This window comes from Enterococcus sp. C57 (assembly GCF_040887305.1).
In the GTDB taxonomy this organism is placed as follows: domain Bacteria; phylum Bacillota; class Bacilli; order Lactobacillales; family Enterococcaceae; genus Enterococcus_B; species Enterococcus_B hirae.
The window spans coordinates 113,231-130,104 of sequence record NZ_JBFOFP010000006.1; the positions used below are offsets into that span (position 1 = coordinate 113,231).

Below are 16,874 nucleotides of genomic sequence, written 5' to 3' on the forward strand. Positions count from 1 at the left end.
ACGGGAAATGAAAAAGAAATGGGCATTTAGTGTTGTAGCCTTGAGTGGGCTGGTACTTGCAGGCTGTTATGGCGGAAGTGCAAATACAAAAAGTAGTAATTCAGCGAGTGGCAACTCTACAGATGGAGGCGGAGTATTCAATTTAGTCGTACCTCAAGAAATGCCAACAGCAGATTTATCGTTAGCAACGGATACAATTAGTTTTACTGCATTAAATAATGTGTATGAGGGAATCTATCGTTTAGATAAGGATAGTAAACCACAACCAGCAGGAGCGAGTGAACTGGCAGAAGTTAGTGAAGATGGGTTGACTTACAAGATCAAATTGCGTGAAGACGCTAAATGGTCCAATGGTGATCCAGTAGTTGCGGCTGATTATGTTTATGGTTGGCAACGTACAGTGGATGCTGCCACAGCTTCTGAATATGCGTATCTTTTTGCTCCAGTAGCGAATGCAGAAGAAATCACAGCAGGCAAAAAAGATAAATCAGAATTAGGAATCAAAGCAGTAGGCGATCATGAATTAGAAATCACATTAACGAAACAAACGCCATACTTCCAATATTTACTTGCTTTCCCATCATTCTTCCCGCAAAAACAATCAGTGGTGGAAGAAAACGGTGATGCTTACGCTTCAGCAAGTGATAAAGCAGTATACAATGGACCATTTACCTTAACAGATTTTGACGGACCAGGGACAGATACTGAATGGTCATACAAGAAAAATGATAATTATTGGGATAAAGATGCAGTGAAGTTATCTGAAATCAAAGTTAGTGTGGTCAAAGAATCTTCTACAGCATTGAATCTCTTTAAAGACGGTCAAGCAGATGACGTCATCCTTTCAGGGGAACTCGCTCAACAAAATGCGAATGATCCAGCTTATACGTCAGTCAAAGAAGCACGTACGAGCTATATTGAGTTGAACCAACGTGAAGCTGATTCACCATTTAAAAATGTCAACTTAAGAAAAGCTATTTCATACTCAATCAATCGTGATGCGTTAGTGAAACAAGTTCTAGGAGATGGCTCGGTTGTGTCAACTGGCTTGATCCCAGCGGACATGTCTAAAAATCCAGAAACAAATGAAGATTTTGCGAAAGAAGCAGGCAAACTTGTTTCTTACGATAAAGACAAAGCAAAAGAATATTGGGAAAAAGCGAAAAAAGAACTTGGCATTGATTCCCTTGAATTCAATTTGATGGCTTCAGATGATGATGCATCGAAAAAAGTGATCGAGTATATCCAAAACTCAATCCAAGAAAATTTAGATGGCGTAAAAGTTAAACCAACACCAGTCCCATTCTCCGTTCGTTTAGACCGTTCGTCTTCAGGTGATTTTGATACTGTATTAGGCGGTTGGGCAGCGGACTATGCTGATCCAAGCAGCTTTACAGACCTATTTGTTGCAGGTAACTCTTATAACCGCGGACAATGGAGTAATGCGGACTACGACAAAGTAGTAGATGACTCAGGGAATAAAGATGCGGGCGATGAGCAAGCACGTTGGGCGGATCTACAAGAAGCAACTAAAATCATGTCAGACGATATGGGTGTGATCCCAGTTTACCAAAAAGCAGAAGGACACTTAGTCAATGAAAAAGTCAAAGGAATTGTCCACCACGCTGCAGGAGCTTCATGGGATTACAAATGGACTTATGTAGAAGAATAGGCAAACATTAAGACAAAAAAAGCGGACTAGAGATTAAGGCAGTTGTCTTAATCTCTCTCCACTTTTTAAAGGTTACGTATCATAGAAACGAAAAAATCACCAGCACGATAGAAAGAGCAAGCAAGATTCCGGCAATGATCAGCCAAAAGGTATACATACCATAGCTGGCAGACGAGAGTGAAGAAAATTCTGGTTTTTTCTTGCGGTTTCTTGTTCGGGCTAAATAGATCGATCGTTGAAAATGATCAAAGAAACCCGAGGAAAAAACCCATAAAAATCCGCCGATAATCAAAAACGGCATCGCACATAAAAATAAATCATTTGATAATTGAGTGAGTGTTAGTTGATGATTCAAACTATTTTTTACAATAATCAGGAGAATCAAGACACCAGCAATCAGGTAGGGAAGAGACTTCTTTTTCATCAGTTTGCTCCTTTATCTTTGGTTCATTCATTAATAATGTAGCGAAACATTTGTCAGAAGTCAAAAGCTAGGGGGAAACATTAGTGAATAGTTATCTAAAATATGTATTGAAACGTGTCTTCTTTATGGCCATTACGCTTTGGTTGATTGCCACAATCACGTTCTTCTTAATGCAATTATTACCAGGAACACCTTATACCAACCAAGAGCGTTTGAGTCCTGAAACGATCGCTATGTTGAATCAACAAGTTGGACTGGATAAACCTGTGATCGTCCAATATGGTATTTACTTGTCAAATTTACTTCAAGGAGATTTCGGTATCTCGTTCCAATTTAAAAATCAGCCTGTTGCTCATTTATTAGCTGGTAGAGTAGGACCTTCATTACAACTAGGACTACAAGCGATTATTTTTGGAACAGTGATCGGTACGATCTTAGGAACGATTTCAGCAATGAAGCAAAACACTTGGGCAGACACTTCTTCCACGTTGGTTGCTATTTTGGGTCGCTCGATCCCTAACTTTGTTTTTGCAGTCTTATTACAATATATTTTTGCGATCCGCTTGCATGTACTGCCGATTGCTAAATGGGACGGCTTCATTTATACGATCCTTCCAACCATTGCATTGGCTATGTCACCTTTAGCCGATTCAGCTCGTTTTATCCGAACAGAAATGGTCGAAGTATTACACAGCGATTACGTGGAATTAGCGAGAGCCAAAGGATTAAGCCGTTGGGAGATCGCCTTTAAACATGGTCTTCGTAATAGTTTGATCCCATTAATGACATTGTTAGGACCGTTAGCAGTTGCTTTGATGACTGGTTCGTTAGTAGTCGAAAACATTTTTGCCATCCCCGGTATTGGTGAGCAATTCGTTAAATCGATCACGACGAATGATTACCCAACGATCATGGCAGTAACGATCCTTTACTCATTTATGTTGATCTTTGTGATTTTAGTCGTTGACCTGCTGTATGGTTTAGTTGATCCAAGAATCCGTGTTTCAGAAGGGAGTCGAAGCTAGATGGAACTGATACCAAAACGTTATGAAACAATAGCAGATATTCCTGCAGATAAATTTCTTCCGCTACAAAAAAACACTGAAGAAGAACGAGAACAAATTGCAGCTCCATCGCTAAATTTCATTCAAGATTCTTGGCGACGTTTAAAGAAAAACAAAGCCGCAGTCGTTTCGATGATTTTACTATCAGTGATCATTTTGATCTCGATCGTTACGATCTTTGTTTCGCCACACAACCCAACGGCACAAAATATTGATTACATCAATCTACCCCCACGTATTCCAGGGTTAAATATCGATGGATTGAATGGAAAAGCGATGGTTGGTGGTGAGTTAGTCGATAAATATGCCCAAGCAAATGTTCCAGCAAATGTGAATTTCTTTTTAGGAACGGATGGTCTAGGACGTGATGTATTAAGTCGGCTATTCATGGGAACACGAATTTCCTTACTGATCGCTTTTATTGCTGCATTATTAGATGTGACGATCGGTGTTGCTTATGGGCTGATTTCTGGTCTGCTAGGCGGACGAATCGACAACGGAATGCAACGTTTCTTAGAGATCTTATCTGGGATTCCTAATCTGGTAGTCATGATTTTAATGTTGGTTGTTTTTGAACCAGGTATTTTTTCCATCGTGGCAGCAATGGCGATCACGAACTGGATTCCGATGGCTCGTATCGTTCGAGCGCAAACCCTGAAACTGAAAGATCAAGAATATGTGTTAGCTGGTATGACATTAGGTGAATCGAAATTGAAAATTGCCTTCAAACATATTTTACCGAACATTTCCAGTGTAATCATTATTCAAATGATGTTTAGTATTCCATCGGCAATTTTCTTTGAAGCCTTTTTAAGTTTCATTGGTTTGGGGCTAACGCCACCATCTGCTTCATTGGGAACAATGCTGAGTGATGGCTATAAAACTTTCTTGTACCTGCCATATCTATTATGGATCCCTGCGGCAACGTTATCTGTTATCATGATCGGCTTCAATTTACTAGCGGACGGATTACGTGATGCCTTTGACCCTAAAATGAAAGAGTGAGGAATATGACAAAAGTTCTTGAAGTTAAAAATTTGCAAATCTCATTTGATACGTACGCTGGGAAAGTCCGAGCGATCCGTGGTGTCAATTTTCATTTAAACAAAGGCGAGACTCTAGCAATTGTTGGAGAATCTGGTAGTGGGAAATCAGTCACTACCAGAAGTATCATGAGATTGTTATCAAGTAATGCTACGATCGATTCGGGCGAGATTTTATTCAAAGGAAAAAATATTGTCGATCAATCAGAAAAAGCCATGCAAAAAATTCGTGGGAAAGAAATCGCAATGATTTTCCAAGATCCAATGACTTCTCTCGATCCTACGATGACGATTGGGAAACAAGTGGCTGAATCCTTGCGAAAACACAATAAAGTTTCGAAAAAAGAAGGACAAAAAGCAGCATTGGAATTACTAAACTTAGTCGGGATTCCTGAGGCTGAAAAACGGATCAACAGTTATCCTCACCAATTTTCAGGAGGACAACGGCAACGGATCGTCATTGCGATTGCGTTGATCTGTTACCCGGAGATCTTGATCGCTGATGAACCAACAACTGCATTAGATGTTACGATTCAAGCCCAGATTTTAGAACTGCTAAAAGAAATCCAAACGAAAATCGATACCTCGATTATCTTCATCACACATGACTTAGGTGTAGTAGCAAATGTAGCGGATCGGGTAGCGGTGATGTATGGCGGAAAGATCATTGAAGTCGGTACCTCGGAAGAAATTTTTTATCATCCGCAACATCCTTACACTTGGGGCTTGTTAGGTTCGATGCCGACCTTAGATAGTGCGAATGAACGACTTTATGCGATCCCGGGTTCACCACCTGATTTATTGAACCCACCTAAAGGCGATGCCTTTTATCCACGGAATGAATATGCCTTGCAGATTGATGCAGAAGAAGAACCACCATTTTTTGAATTATCAAAAACACATCAAGCAGCAACTTGGCTTTTAGCACCTCAAGCACCAAAAGTAGAGCCACCTGAAGAAATCAAACGTCGTTGGGCGATTTTTGAAGAAAAGCAAAAAGCGAATGGAGGGATGACGAATGCCAAAAAAACTGCTAGAGGTTAATGGTCTAAAACAATATTTCAATATTGGAAAGAAAAATGAAGTTCACGCAGTCAATGATATTAGCTTTCATATTTATGAAGGGGAAACCTTTGGCTTAGTTGGTGAATCCGGTAGTGGTAAATCAACTACTGGGCGGACAGTCATTCGCTTAAATGAACCGACCGATGGCGAGATTTTCTTTGACGGAAAAGATGTCACCAAGCTAAAAGGAAAACAAGAAATGGCTAAGTTTCGCCGGGAGGTTCAGATGATCTTTCAAGACCCTTATGCATCATTGAATCCCCGAATGAAAGTTCGTGACATCATTGCAGAAGGGATCGATGTCAATGGATTGGTCAAGTCTCCTGAAGAACGTTCAGAAAAAGTGGATGAGCTTCTTCGAACGGTAGGATTGAATCCAAGCCATGGTACACGTTACCCTCATGAATTTTCAGGAGGACAACGACAACGGATCGGTATTGCACGTGCTTTAGCAGTTAACCCTCGTTTTATTATTTGTGATGAGCCGATTTCGGCTTTAGACGTATCGATTCAAGCGCAAGTGGTCAATTTATTACAGGATCTGCAAAAACAACAACAACTAACGTACTTATTCATTGCTCATGATTTATCCATGGTCAAACATATCAGTGATCGGATCGGTGTTATGCACAACGGTCGTTTATTGGAAATGGGAACAAGTGATGAGATTTACCATCATGGCGTTCATCCTTATACGGAAAGTTTATTATCTGCAATTCCACTACCAGATCCCGATCATGAAAGACAGCGGAAAAGAATCAAGTATCAACCAGAACCAGAAGATGGGCAAAAACGGACATTAAGAGAAATTGCCCCAGAGCATTTTGTCTATGCGACAGAGCAAGAAGTGGTTTATTACGCAAAAAAATTGAAACGACAAAAAGAAGCGAGCTTACTTGTGACGTCTTAGGAGGTAAGTGCTGATGCTAAAAGCCTTTAAATTCCGAATTTATCCCACGGCTTCACAAAAGCAATGGTTTGTTCAAAATTTTGGCTGTGTTCGTTTTACGTATAACCACTTACTAAAAGCCCGTCAGGAAAGCTACGCTAAAACAGGTGTCATCGATTATACACTGACTCCTGCTTCTTTAAAAAAGCAATATGATTTTTTAAAAAAAGCAGACAGCTTAGCGCTTGCGAATGCACAACTAAATCTAGATCGTGCGTTTCGTAATTATTTTAAAAAACGTGCCAGTTTTCCAAAATTGAAAAATAAAAAAAGTATGTGGCAGTCTTATACAACAAATAATCAAAAAGGCACAATTTATTTGAAAGATAAGTATCTAAAACTGCCAAAACAGAAAGAACTCATTCAGGTAAACCTCCATCGACCAATCGAAGGAGAGATTCGTTCAGCGACGATCTCCTCACGTTATAATGAAGCTTTTTATGTTTCTTTACTCTGTGAGGTTTCAGCGAAAGAAATAACAGAGTCTCGTCGTTGGATCGGTGTGGCTTATGATCCGCAAAAACTAATCGAGACATCCTCTCCAGTTGATGTACCATTACCATTGTTGAAAAAAACTGAAAAAGAAATGCAGCTGGCTAAGAGAAAATTAGGGATTAAGGGACGGGCAGCTCAGAAACGAAAAGCTCGTTTGGAACGATCGAAGAACTATCAAAAACAAAAGCGTAAAGTAATGGATCTTTATTTAAAACAAAAATTTCAAAAAGAAAATTATTTGGAACAGTTATCTGGCAAATTGATTCGTTATTATGACTATTTGTTTGTAGAAGCTGTCCCTAATGAAACTTTCTTGTCAGACTTCTCACTTCAAGATTGGTATAAATTAGTGACTAAGCTGAGGTATAAAGCAAACTGGTATAATAAAACGTTGATTTTGATCAATATGAATGAACAAACCGATCCTTTAGTGAGTAAAAAAAGTCTAGAACTAGAAAAAATCGGGAAACAAGTGATTTTTGAATAAATGAACTGGTAGGAGCGCTAGGGATCGCCTTGTTGATAAAAAACACTTGCTGTTTTTGTTTCTAGGAATTTTCTTCTCAAGAAAAGCTCACTAATTATGATAAACCAAACAAGGAGGTAATGACCTTTCTGGCTAACCTCTAAAATAAGCCGAAGAATACCAAAAGCATTGCTTTTGTGTAATTCTTCGGCTTATTTATGAGAAGTATTTATCCATCAGATGGTCATTAATGGGTGACTGATCAGGTATTTGCTGATTGCAGAAAAATCCAATAAAAATCTTTGGTATTTCAGCTTTCTGAAATCTTCATCTTATTCATAGTTTCCAGGTTTCAACTGATAAATCTTGGATGGACGCCCGATTCCTACTGGTCGTTCACCAATTTCATCAAAGTATTGCAGCATCGCTTTTTTGAAATTTGAATGATCAATCATTTTAAAATCGATCCCTAAAAATTTGGCAAATACTTTTCGGGCTTCTGTGATCGTAAAATCTTTACCTAATACTTGTAAGACTTGTGGTTCATGTTCCATTTTATTTGTCACTCGATTAAATGCTTTCGTAATGATCTCACTATGGTCAAATGCTAAAGTATCTTTGCCAGAAGATTCACTTGTCAGTAAATCTAAAGAAATAGCAACTTCATCACTCGTTAGATGGATTTTGTTTCCTTGGCGTGTCAAGGTAAACCATCGGACTTCTTCTGCATCGTCACCAGCAATCAACGGTTCTTCACCAATAAAAGCCAAGTAACTGACAGTCACGACCCAGCCTCGAGGGTCTCGGTTCGGTGTGCTGAAGGTGTGTAGCTGCTCAATATTTTCCTGAGAAATCACGACACCCGTTTCCTCTTTGGTTTCACGTAAGACACTTTCACCAGTGGATTCATTCTTTTGGACAAAACCACCTGGTAAAGCCCATGAATTTCGGTAGGGATGCCCTTTTCTTTGGATCAGTAAAATTTTTAACTGGTCTTCTTCCTTGTTGTAACACATCAACACGATATCAACAGTCAAAGAAGGTTTGTCATATTCTGGGCGTTCTTGCTTTTGATACCAGTCAAGAAAATCAGCTTCACTTGCTTCATGTTCATAATATAACTTTTCCTCTTCTTTAGAAGCAAATTGTTTCATCTTTTAACCTCCTGATGACGTTCTTGTTTAAATATACTTTTATCTTATTTTAGCAGACTCCAAAAAAAAACCAAAGTTTTCCTTGGAGAAAGACTTCTATACTTAGATAGGGAATAAAAACGGTAGGAGTAAATTGAACAAGAAGAAAAGTAAATAGATCAGTAACAGTTTTCTATTTTCTTCACGAAGCGTTACATACCCACAAAAAATGATATAAAAATTGAGAACAAAACGAAAAACTTGGGTAAATAAAAGAAACTGATTCAAGCTTCCTTGGAGGTTAAAATAACCATATAATCGTATATAAAAATAGCTGAACAGCCAGTGTAACACTGAAAGCAGTGCAATACTGATTGTAAAATAAAGATGTTTTTTTTGCATAAAATTTCAGCCTTTCTTGGACAATGAACTGTCTATTAGTCGTAAACATAAACAGCCTATTTCAGATCCACTTGCTTTTGGGTTGTTATAAAAAGGTTTATTTAGAAGGGAGAACGATGTTTTCTTCCTATTAAGCAGCTATTAAGTCGAAGCTATGTTTCGTCAAAATAAAACAACAGAACTGCTACAAGATTCCGTGACATTGTGAGAGATAACCTACATGTAAACATGCTGCTTACTAAAAACGAAACTTACTGATTCCTAGGTTTCTTCTCACACACTATTAATTATTATAGCATGTTTTACTAGGAAAATAATAAAGAGGAAAGGCATTTGTTAGAGGGTAGCGAAAAAATCGTCGCAGTCTTTTTGATTTATGGTATACTAGCAAGGAAATGAATTCGCATCATGCGATAAAGGAGGAAGAGCCCCATGGCAGAAAAGGAAACTTTTTATATTACGACGCCAATCTATTATCCAAGTGGCAAACTGCATATTGGTAATTCGTATACAACGATTGCCTGTGATGCAGTTGCACGTTATAAGCGATTGATGGGCTTTGATGTGTTTTATCTAACTGGGGTGGATGAACACGGTCAAAAAATAGAAAAAAAAGCAGCAGAATTAGGTGTTGAACCACAAGCCTATGTCGATAAGATGGCTGCGGATGTGAAAAAACTTTGGAAAACGCTGGATATCAGTTATGACAAATTCATTCGAACAACGGATGATTATCATAAAGCGGCTGTTCAAAAAATCTTTGATCGTCTAGTTGAACAAGGCGATATTTATCTTGGCGAATATGAAGGTTGGTATTCTGTTTCGGATGAAGAATTTTTCACTGAAACACAATTAGCAGAAGTTTATAAAGACGAAGAAGGAAATGTAATCGGTGGGAAAGCTCCGAGTGGGCATGAAGTCGAATTAGTCAAAGAAGAATCTTATTTCTTCCGTATGAGCAAATATGCTGATCGTCTTTTAGAATATTACCAAGAACATCCTGAATTTATCCAACCAGAATCTCGTAAGAAAGAAATGATCAATAACTTTATCAAACCAGGGTTAGAAGATCTTGCTGTTTCCAGAACGACATTTAGTTGGGGAATCCCTGTGAAAGACGACCCTAAACATGTCGTTTATGTTTGGATCGATGCGTTATCCAACTATATTACTGCATTAGGTTACGGCTCTGATGATGATAGCTTATTCCAAAAATATTGGCCGGCAGATGTCCATATGGTTGGAAAAGAAATTGTCCGTTTCCATACGATCTATTGGCCAATCATGTTGATGGCATTAGATTTACCGTTACCGAAAAAAGTCTTTGGTCACGGTTGGTTGTTGATGAAAGACGGAAAAATGTCTAAGTCAAAAGGAAACGTGGTTTATCCAGAGATGCTAGTTGAACGTTATGGTCTCGATGCGTTACGTTACTATTTACTTCGTGCTGTTCCATTTGGTTCAGATGGCGTATTTACACCAGAAGATTTTGTTTCTCGGGTCAACTATGACTTGGCGAACGATCTTGGAAACCTATTGAATCGTACCGTTGCAATGATCAATAAATATTGTGATGGGATCGTTCCTGACTATGCTTCTTTAGTGACGCCTTTTGATAGTGAATTATCAACAACAGCTGCAAATGTCGTCGGACGATATCATGATGCGATGGAAAAAATGGAGTTCAATACGGCATTAGCTGAAATTTGGGTCTTGATTTCTCGTGCAAATAAATATATCGATGAAACAGAGCCATGGGTTTTAGTCAAAGACGAGGACAAGAAAAAAGAATTAGCGAGTGTAATGATCCATCTAGCAGAATCATTACGGATCACTGCGATCTTATTGCAACCGATCATGACAGAAACGCCAATTAAAATCTTTAATCAATTAGGACTAGACCCAGAAACGATGAATCTTCAAGGCTTGCACTTTGGCGAATTTCCTTCTGGAACAAAAGTAGTTGCTAAAGGTACACCAATTTTCCCACGGTTGGACATGGAAGAAGAAATCAGCTATATCCAAGCGAAAATGTCTGAAGGAACACAAACGAATGAAGAATCAGTGAAATGGGACCCCGAAGAAACTGAGCTTGTTTCAACTAAAGACAAACAAATCAAATTTGATGTATTTGAAAAAGTGGAATTAAAAGTAGCTGAAGTCATCAACTGTCAAAAAGTTGAAGGAGCAGATAAGCTATTGCAATTCCGTTTAGATGCGGGAGATAACCAAGACCGTCAAATTTTATCAGGTATCGCTGAATTTTATCCTGATCCAAGTGAATTGATCGGCAAAAAACTAGTGATCGTAGCGAATTTGAAACCACGTAAGATGCGTGGACAAATCAGTCAAGGGATGATTCTTTCTGCAGAAGCACCAGATGGCACGTTACAAGTAGTCGAAGCGCCAAAATCAATGCCAAATGGTTCAGAAATTGGGTAAGATGAACATCCATATGATTTAGGTCAATAATCAGTAAGCGTGAATGGTGAGCCAATCATCATAAAAAGTAATGTAGTCAAATGATGTTGGTAAAGAATAATCTTAGAATAATTTGGACAGAAAGAAGAAATACTTCTTTCTGTCTTTTTTATTTGGTTGGTTTTATCCTGACGAATCATAAATCGTCGCAATAATTTTCCTTCTAACAAATGATCCTAGAGGGGACGACAAATGACAATGCGGATATTCTTCGGGCGTGAATTGAAGAGTATCTTTGCCAATCAATTAAATTTGCCATTATATTTTTTTGTTAAATCATTTACCTCGAAATAGATAGTTAGGTTTAGAATATTTAAAGTCCTTCGATAAGCTGAGTATAAGCCATTTTGAGTCCTCCTATGAATTGATTCGTCAAATTAATTCTAAAGGATTCCAGGTGTCTTTTTTACCCTTTTACATCATAAAAAAGATGTTGGCGAATTTCATCGACATCAAAGTTCATCTTGTTACAATTAAACTACCATGATATAATTTAAGTAGTGTATTTGCAACGAAAGAAGAGGTAAGTAAATGCAAGATAAATTGAAAGAATTGTTGGCTATTCGCGATGGAAATTTATCTATGAAGGAAGCCAGAAAATTTGGAATCGCAGCAACTACTGTACAAAGATTGGTGAATAAAGGAAAATTGATCAAAGTTGATCGTGGTTATTATGTAGAGGATGGTCATGGAATAGATGATTTATTTTGGCTTCAGCAACGATTTTCCAGGGGAATCTTTTCTCATGAAACGACTTTAGATATTTACCAGCTTTCTACGAATATGCCGAAATTCATTCATTTAACTTTTCCCCATGGATACAATGTTGATCGTTCAATTACAAAAGAGCAGCAGTTACAATTTCATTTCGTGAAGAAAGAAGTTTATGAGCTAGGAAAAGTAGAGGGAACTTCCTTCCAAGGGAATCCTATTACTATGTATGATAAAGAGCGTACACTTTGTGATATTTGGAATCCGAGATATGAAATTGAATACGAAATGAAATTAGCAGCATTAAAAGAGTACATGGAAGATCCATTGAGAGATCCGAGCAAATTAAGAGATTATATGACAAAACTACATGTAGAAAAAGAAATGAAATACCACATGCAAAGCTTATATTAATGGAGGGGAAAGATGACACCGACACAATTTGCATCAAAAACCAGAAATTTAGCAAAGAGTACAGGGCTAAATGCACAGTTAGTACAACGGCATTTTATGATGGATCGTTTAATTGAACAAATTTCTGAATCAAAGTACAAAAATGACTTCATTTTGAAAGGTGGCTTTTTATTAGGATCAAAATATGGAATCGATAGAAGGACAACAATTGATATCGACACGACATTTAGAAATAGCAAATTTTTTTTAAATGGAACTTGGGGATCTGGAAAAACTGAATTTTTAAATAGGGTAAGCAATCAAGCAGAAGAAAAAAATTTTATATTTTTAAAATTGTGGGAGTTGAAAGATGAGATTGTCGATAGTCATTCAAGAATGTCGTTTTGGACACACCGACATTTTTGAATGACTATTGACAGTATTTATCAAAATTAGGACTTATTAACTTGATTTTAAACTGACGAAATTAATAATAAATTAATTAGGAGAATAAGCGATAGAAATATTTTTTAAGCGAGGGTATTCGATTAAATCGATAGTAAACACTCCATCGTATGGGATAAGTTTATTTGATTTCAAAGATTTATTTTTTGTTTTATAGAGGCTAACTGTCATTTCGTCAGCACCACTTTCTACATAATACCCAGCTTCATTTCCTGTGATATGTAAAATAATTTTTAATTGATGGTCTTCAAGAAAAACTTCCTTTATTTCATGTTTCTTTAAGGTGAAAATTTCAGAATTTTTTGGAAGAACATCCTTAACAAAACTTATCGTAGGTTTTTTTGGATATAAAAGAAAAATGATAGTCCCAATAGCCACTAATAGTAATCCAGCCAAAATAACAGAGATCTTTTTTATCTTTTTTTTCTTTGTTAAATCATTATCCACGGCTTCCATTATTTTTTGATCTTCATTCAAAAGATAATCAAGAGATACACCTAAAACATTAGATATATCAATAATTGTTTGAATATCGGGATAATTTCTACCAATTTCCCAATTTGAAATCGCTGAACGACTTACATTTAACTGTTCAGCCAAATCCGCTTGGGTCAAATTCATTTTCTTCCTTTCTTGTTTTAACAGTTTTCCAAATTCCATAAAAACCTCCTATATTTCTTTTTCCTTTTTAATTATATTTAAACATAAAAAGAGGTACAATTAGTCAGAAATTGTGGAATATGACTATTATCATGATGTCACAGATTGTGACTTCATACAATCGAGATAACCAAGTTTTTGTAAACGATTTCAAAAGACGGAAAATAACAAAGCTGATATTTATGTAAAATGAATCAATTTTTAGGAGACTATTTTATAAATATGTAATACTTGTTCTAATCATATGATTAGCATTAAATAAACGAAGACGTCCATACGCCATTTTCTCTCTATTTTTTAGGTTGACACAATTAAGTTTTAAGAATATACTCTAAACGAATTGAATATTTCTTCGGGGCAGGGTGTAATTCCCGACCGACGGTGACGAGTTTACTCGAAGTCCGTGACCCACATTTTTGTGGTTGAGCCAGTGAGAATCTGGCACCGACAGTTAAAGTCTGGATGGGAGAAGAAAAATCGACTGAAGATCGGTTTTATTTGTATTAAAATCGATTATCTTTAGGTTTATTTAGTTATGCCCTGTGATTAATTTCGCAGGGCTTTTTTTGTTGAAAGGGGGAATTGATATGCACCAGTCTTTCATGATGGCTGCGATTGAAGAGGCAAAAAAAGGAAAGGGAAATACCTTTACCAATCCATTAGTTGGAGCAGCGATTGTAAAAGAAGGAAAGCTACTCTCACTAGGTGCCCATTTACAATATGGCGAGTCCCACGCTGAAGTAAATGCTATTCAAAATTGTGATTCCCCCGAAGAACTGTTTAATTCAACTCTATATGTTACCTTAGAACCTTGTAACCACCAAGGGAAACAGCCGCCTTGTACGCAAGCTATTATTCAGTCTGGTATCTCAACGGTAGTCATAGGTCAACTTGACCCAAATCCTTTAGTAGCAGGAAAAGGGAAAGAATTTCTACAAAAGCATGGGATCAAAGTAATTGTAGGTGTGGAAGAAGAGAAATGTAGAGCACTGAACCCTTTTTATAACCATTTTTTTGAAAGGGATCGTCCCTATATCACATTAAAACAAGCTATTACACTAGATGGAAAGATTTCTTTAAAGGAAGGTTCGCGGTACTCAATAACAGGTACAGAGGCAATCTCAAGAGTACGGAAAGAGCGAGGAGAACATCAAGGAATCGTAGTGGGAAGCGAAACCGTTCTAGTTGATAACCCTATTTTGTTGCCTGATATCGTAACTAACTTTCCACCAGTGCGCATTGTTTTGGATCGTAGAGGGCGGATTCTTAAAAATCCTAAACTCAATCTTTTTCAAACGACAACAAATCCAGTCTGGATATTTACGGAAAACCCTAAGCTAAAGGAGCTGTTTCCCCATGTAACTATTTTTTATACGCCTAAGTTTTCTTTTACCTTCTTTATTGAGACCATGAGAAAAAGAGGTGTTCAGTCGCTGTATATAGAAGGTGGAGCGAAAATTCATGATGCTTTTTTAGCAGAAAATCTCTGGGATGAAGTCATCAGTTATATTGCGCCCAAACTTTTTGGTGGAAACAGTCCGATGTCCTTTCATAGTGAACGTTTAGTTTCTAAAGAACAACAATTAGTATTTTTGGAAGTTGAACAGCTTGGAAAAGACATTCGAGTTAGGGGGAAACGAAAGCAATGTTCACAGGATTAATCGCCGAGCAAGGAAAAGTCAAAGAAATTAGACGAAACCAACAAATGATCCAACTCACTTTCCAAGCTTCAAACAGTATACTAAGTGATTACAAAATTGGAGATAGCATGGCAGTCAATGGCGTGTGTTTAACTGCTATTGAGGTTTCAAGCACATTTTTTAAAGCTGAAATAATGCCTGAAACTTTTAAACGGACTACTTTCTCCACCGTAAAAGTTGGAGAGAGGGTAAATCTAGAACGAGCAGTTTTGATGACACAACGCTTTGAAGGACATTTTATTTCGGGACATATTGATACTGTTACAAGATTGATCAAGAAAATAGAGAATCAAAACGCATTAATTTTGACGTTTGCTTATCCAACCAAATATGCAGGTGAAATCATTCCGCAAGGATCAATTGCAATTAATGGAGTAAGTTTAACGGTTACGGAAACAACAACAGCAAGCTTTTCTGTTAGCCTGATTCCACATTCTAAATCCTTAACAAATCTGGGGAATTTAGGTGTAGGACATCTTGTGAATATAGAAACGGATATCGTTGGGAAATATGTAAAGGCACAGAGAAATAAATTTGAGATGTACAAGGAGAAGGACTTATTATGAGGAATATTACTGAAGCAATAAAGACCTTGAAAAAGGGCGGATTAATCATTGTAGCTGATGATGAAGATAGAGAATCAGAAGGAGATTTGGTTGGTTTAGCCGAATATGTGACACCTGAGGCAGTAAATTTCATGACCAAATTTGGTCGAGGATTAATCTGTGCGCCAATATCGAAGAAGATTGCGCAACACTTATCTTTAGAAGAAATGACAACTCATAATACTGATGCGTTTGGTACAGCTTTTACGATTAGTGTGGATCATAAACATACGAAGACTGGTATTTCAGTATTTGATCGAGCTACTTCCATTAAAGCATTGGCTGATCCTCATTCGAAAACAAGTGATTTTCTTAGACCAGGACATATTTTTCCTTTGATTAGTGTAGATGGTGGAACGCTTATACGTCGAGGACACACCGAAGCTGCAATTGATTTAGCCAAATTAGCTAATAGTGTAGAGGCTGCTTATATTTGTGAGATTCTGAAAGAAGATGGAACGATGGCAAGAATGAAAGATCTGACCCGTTTATCTGAAGAATGGCAATTACCCTTAATTACGATTGATGAGTTGGTAAATTATTTAGAAGAAAATAGTCATATAACCGTAAATTTACCAACAGATTATGGTGATTTCAAATTGACTATTTATGAAGACGGAGAAAAACGGGAGCATCTATTGTTAACAAAGGGAGATATTCAAAATAGTCAGTTTCCTACATTAGTCCGAGTTCATTCGGAATGTCTAACTGGTGATGTCTTTGGTTCTCAGCGTTGCGATTGTGGGGAACAGTTACATGAAGCGATGAGAATGATCGAGGAAGAGGGGACTGGAGCTATTCTTTATCTTCGTCAAGAAGGCCGCGGAATCGGATTGAGGAATAAGTTAAAAGCGTATCAATTGCAGGAAAAAGGATTGGATACTTATGAAGCAAATACTGAATTGGGCTTTGCTCCGGATGAACGGGATTATCACTTTGCAGCAGAAATTTTAAAATCAATTGGTGTAACGTCCATTCGTTTACTTACAAACAATCCCGATAAAGTAATAGAGTTACAACAGGATGGAATTACGATTGTCGATAGGGTACCAATTGAAACCGTTCCGAAAAAGGAAAACCAAGCCTATTTAAAAACAAAAAAAGATAAGTTTCACCATTACTTATCAGTATAAAAATAAAGGAGCA

The 16,874-nt window shown here is 37.3% G+C and carries 17 protein-coding genes, 1 pseudogene and 1 riboswitch; of the genes and pseudogenes, 13 read left to right on the forward strand and 5 right to left on the reverse strand.

The window, feature by feature from the left end; genetic code table 11:
• The first annotated feature begins 7 nt into the window (after positions 1-7).
• A complete protein-coding gene (locus AB5M32_RS08850) occupies positions 8-1,672 on the forward strand; it encodes a peptide ABC transporter substrate-binding protein (RefSeq protein ID WP_010720789.1) in 1,665 nt (554 codons plus the stop codon).
• A gap of 79 nt (positions 1,673-1,751) precedes the next feature.
• On the opposite strand, the gene AB5M32_RS08855 is transcribed toward AB5M32_RS08850, so the two are convergent.
• Positions 1,752-2,096, reverse strand: coding sequence for a DUF3899 domain-containing protein (locus tag AB5M32_RS08855; RefSeq protein ID WP_010720788.1), 345 nt, complete (start codon positions 2,094-2,096; stop codon positions 1,752-1,754).
• 83 nt (positions 2,097-2,179) lie between these two features.
• On the opposite strand from AB5M32_RS08855, the gene opp3b reads away from it, so the two are divergent.
• From opp3b to AB5M32_RS08880, 5 genes are read left to right on the forward strand one after another with little or no spacing between them, the layout of a single operon-like run.
• Positions 2,180-3,121: an oligopeptide ABC transporter permease gene (gene opp3b, locus AB5M32_RS08860; RefSeq protein WP_010720787.1), complete on the forward strand. Its 942-nt coding sequence runs from the start codon at positions 2,180-2,182 to the stop codon at positions 3,119-3,121.
• Positions 3,122-4,165 (forward strand): ABC transporter permease, encoded by a 1,044-nt coding sequence (locus tag AB5M32_RS08865; protein WP_010737155.1) that lies wholly within the window; start codon positions 3,122-3,124, stop codon positions 4,163-4,165.
• 5 nt (positions 4,166-4,170) lie between these two features.
• Positions 4,171-5,247, forward strand: coding sequence for an ABC transporter ATP-binding protein (locus AB5M32_RS08870; RefSeq protein ID WP_010720785.1), 1,077 nt, complete (start codon positions 4,171-4,173; stop codon positions 5,245-5,247).
• On the forward strand, positions 5,222-6,178 hold the full coding sequence (locus AB5M32_RS08875) for an ABC transporter ATP-binding protein (RefSeq protein WP_178285690.1): 957 nt from the start codon (positions 5,222-5,224) through the stop codon (positions 6,176-6,178). Before AB5M32_RS08870 ends, AB5M32_RS08875 begins: the two co-directional genes overlap by 26 nt.
• Before the next feature lie 13 nt (positions 6,179-6,191).
• Positions 6,192-7,199, forward strand: coding sequence for an RNA-guided endonuclease TnpB family protein (locus AB5M32_RS08880; RefSeq protein WP_053766318.1), 1,008 nt, complete (start codon positions 6,192-6,194; stop codon positions 7,197-7,199).
• Between the two features lie 311 nt (positions 7,200-7,510).
• Here AB5M32_RS08880 and AB5M32_RS08885 read toward each other — a convergent pair whose 3' ends face one another.
• Both AB5M32_RS08885 and AB5M32_RS08890 read right to left on the reverse strand, forming a co-directional pair.
• Positions 7,511-8,332 carry an NUDIX hydrolase gene (locus AB5M32_RS08885; RefSeq protein WP_010737158.1) on the reverse strand — a complete coding sequence of 274 codons (822 nt, stop codon included), beginning with the start codon at positions 8,330-8,332 and terminating at the stop codon, positions 7,511-7,513.
• A gap of 102 nt (positions 8,333-8,434) precedes the next feature.
• Complete coding sequence (locus AB5M32_RS08890; RefSeq protein WP_010720781.1) at positions 8,435-8,713, reverse strand: hypothetical protein; 279 nt, start codon at positions 8,711-8,713, stop codon at positions 8,435-8,437.
• 432 nt (positions 8,714-9,145) lie between these two features.
• On the opposite strand from AB5M32_RS08890, the gene metG reads away from it, so the two are divergent.
• Positions 9,146-11,155 carry a methionine--tRNA ligase gene (gene metG, locus AB5M32_RS08895; RefSeq protein WP_010720780.1) on the forward strand — a complete coding sequence of 670 codons (2,010 nt, stop codon included), beginning with the start codon at positions 9,146-9,148 and terminating at the stop codon, positions 11,153-11,155.
• Positions 11,156-11,178: 23 nt separating this feature from the next.
• Here metG and AB5M32_RS08900 read toward each other — a convergent pair whose 3' ends face one another.
• A complete protein-coding gene (locus AB5M32_RS08900; RefSeq protein WP_178285691.1) occupies positions 11,179-11,346 on the reverse strand; it encodes a hypothetical protein in 168 nt (55 codons plus the stop codon).
• 379 nt (positions 11,347-11,725) lie between these two features.
• On the opposite strand from AB5M32_RS08900, the gene AB5M32_RS08905 reads away from it, so the two are divergent.
• The 3 genes and pseudogenes from AB5M32_RS08905 to AB5M32_RS08915 all read left to right on the forward strand — a co-directional run bounded on the left by AB5M32_RS08905 (position 11,726) and on the right by AB5M32_RS08915 (position 12,724).
• Positions 11,726-12,319, forward strand: coding sequence for a type IV toxin-antitoxin system AbiEi family antitoxin domain-containing protein (locus AB5M32_RS08905; protein ID WP_010737159.1), 594 nt, complete (start codon positions 11,726-11,728; stop codon positions 12,317-12,319).
• Positions 12,320-12,331: 12 nt separating this feature from the next.
• Positions 12,332-12,559, forward strand: a pseudogene (locus AB5M32_RS08910) (nucleotidyl transferase AbiEii/AbiGii toxin family protein); the annotation flags it as partial.
• On the forward strand, positions 12,533-12,724 hold the full coding sequence (locus AB5M32_RS08915; protein WP_256736467.1) for a P-loop NTPase fold protein: 192 nt from the start codon (positions 12,533-12,535) through the stop codon (positions 12,722-12,724). The pseudogene AB5M32_RS08910 and the gene AB5M32_RS08915, both read left to right, overlap by 27 nt.
• Before the next feature lie 72 nt (positions 12,725-12,796).
• Here AB5M32_RS08915 and AB5M32_RS08920 read toward each other — a convergent pair whose 3' ends face one another.
• The gene (locus AB5M32_RS08920; protein WP_256736297.1) at positions 12,797-13,423 is read right to left on the reverse strand and encodes a helix-turn-helix domain-containing protein; all 627 of its coding nucleotides are present in this window, start codon (positions 13,421-13,423) and stop codon (positions 12,797-12,799) included.
• A 344-nt stretch (positions 13,424-13,767) separates the two neighbouring features.
• Positions 13,768-13,901, forward strand: a riboswitch (FMN riboswitch).
• Positions 13,902-14,010: 109 nt separating this feature from the next.
• On the opposite strand from AB5M32_RS08920, the gene ribD reads away from it, so the two are divergent.
• The 3 genes from ribD to ribA are packed head-to-tail and all read left to right on the forward strand — an operon-like array spanning position 14,011 to position 16,861.
• Positions 14,011-15,084, forward strand: a complete 1,074-nt coding sequence (gene ribD, locus AB5M32_RS08925; protein ID WP_178285693.1) for a bifunctional diaminohydroxyphosphoribosylaminopyrimidine deaminase/5-amino-6-(5-phosphoribosylamino)uracil reductase RibD — start codon at positions 14,011-14,013, stop codon at positions 15,082-15,084.
• Positions 15,069-15,689: a riboflavin synthase gene (gene ribE, locus AB5M32_RS08930; protein ID WP_088762121.1), complete on the forward strand. Its 621-nt coding sequence runs from the start codon at positions 15,069-15,071 to the stop codon at positions 15,687-15,689. The genes ribD and ribE overlap by 16 nt, the downstream gene beginning before the upstream one ends.
• Entirely contained in the window at positions 15,686-16,861 is a 1,176-nt protein-coding gene (ribA, locus tag AB5M32_RS08935) for a GTP cyclohydrolase II (RefSeq protein WP_178285694.1), read from the forward strand. Before ribE ends, ribA begins: the two co-directional genes overlap by 4 nt.
• The last annotated feature ends 13 nt before the right edge of the window (positions 16,862-16,874 follow it).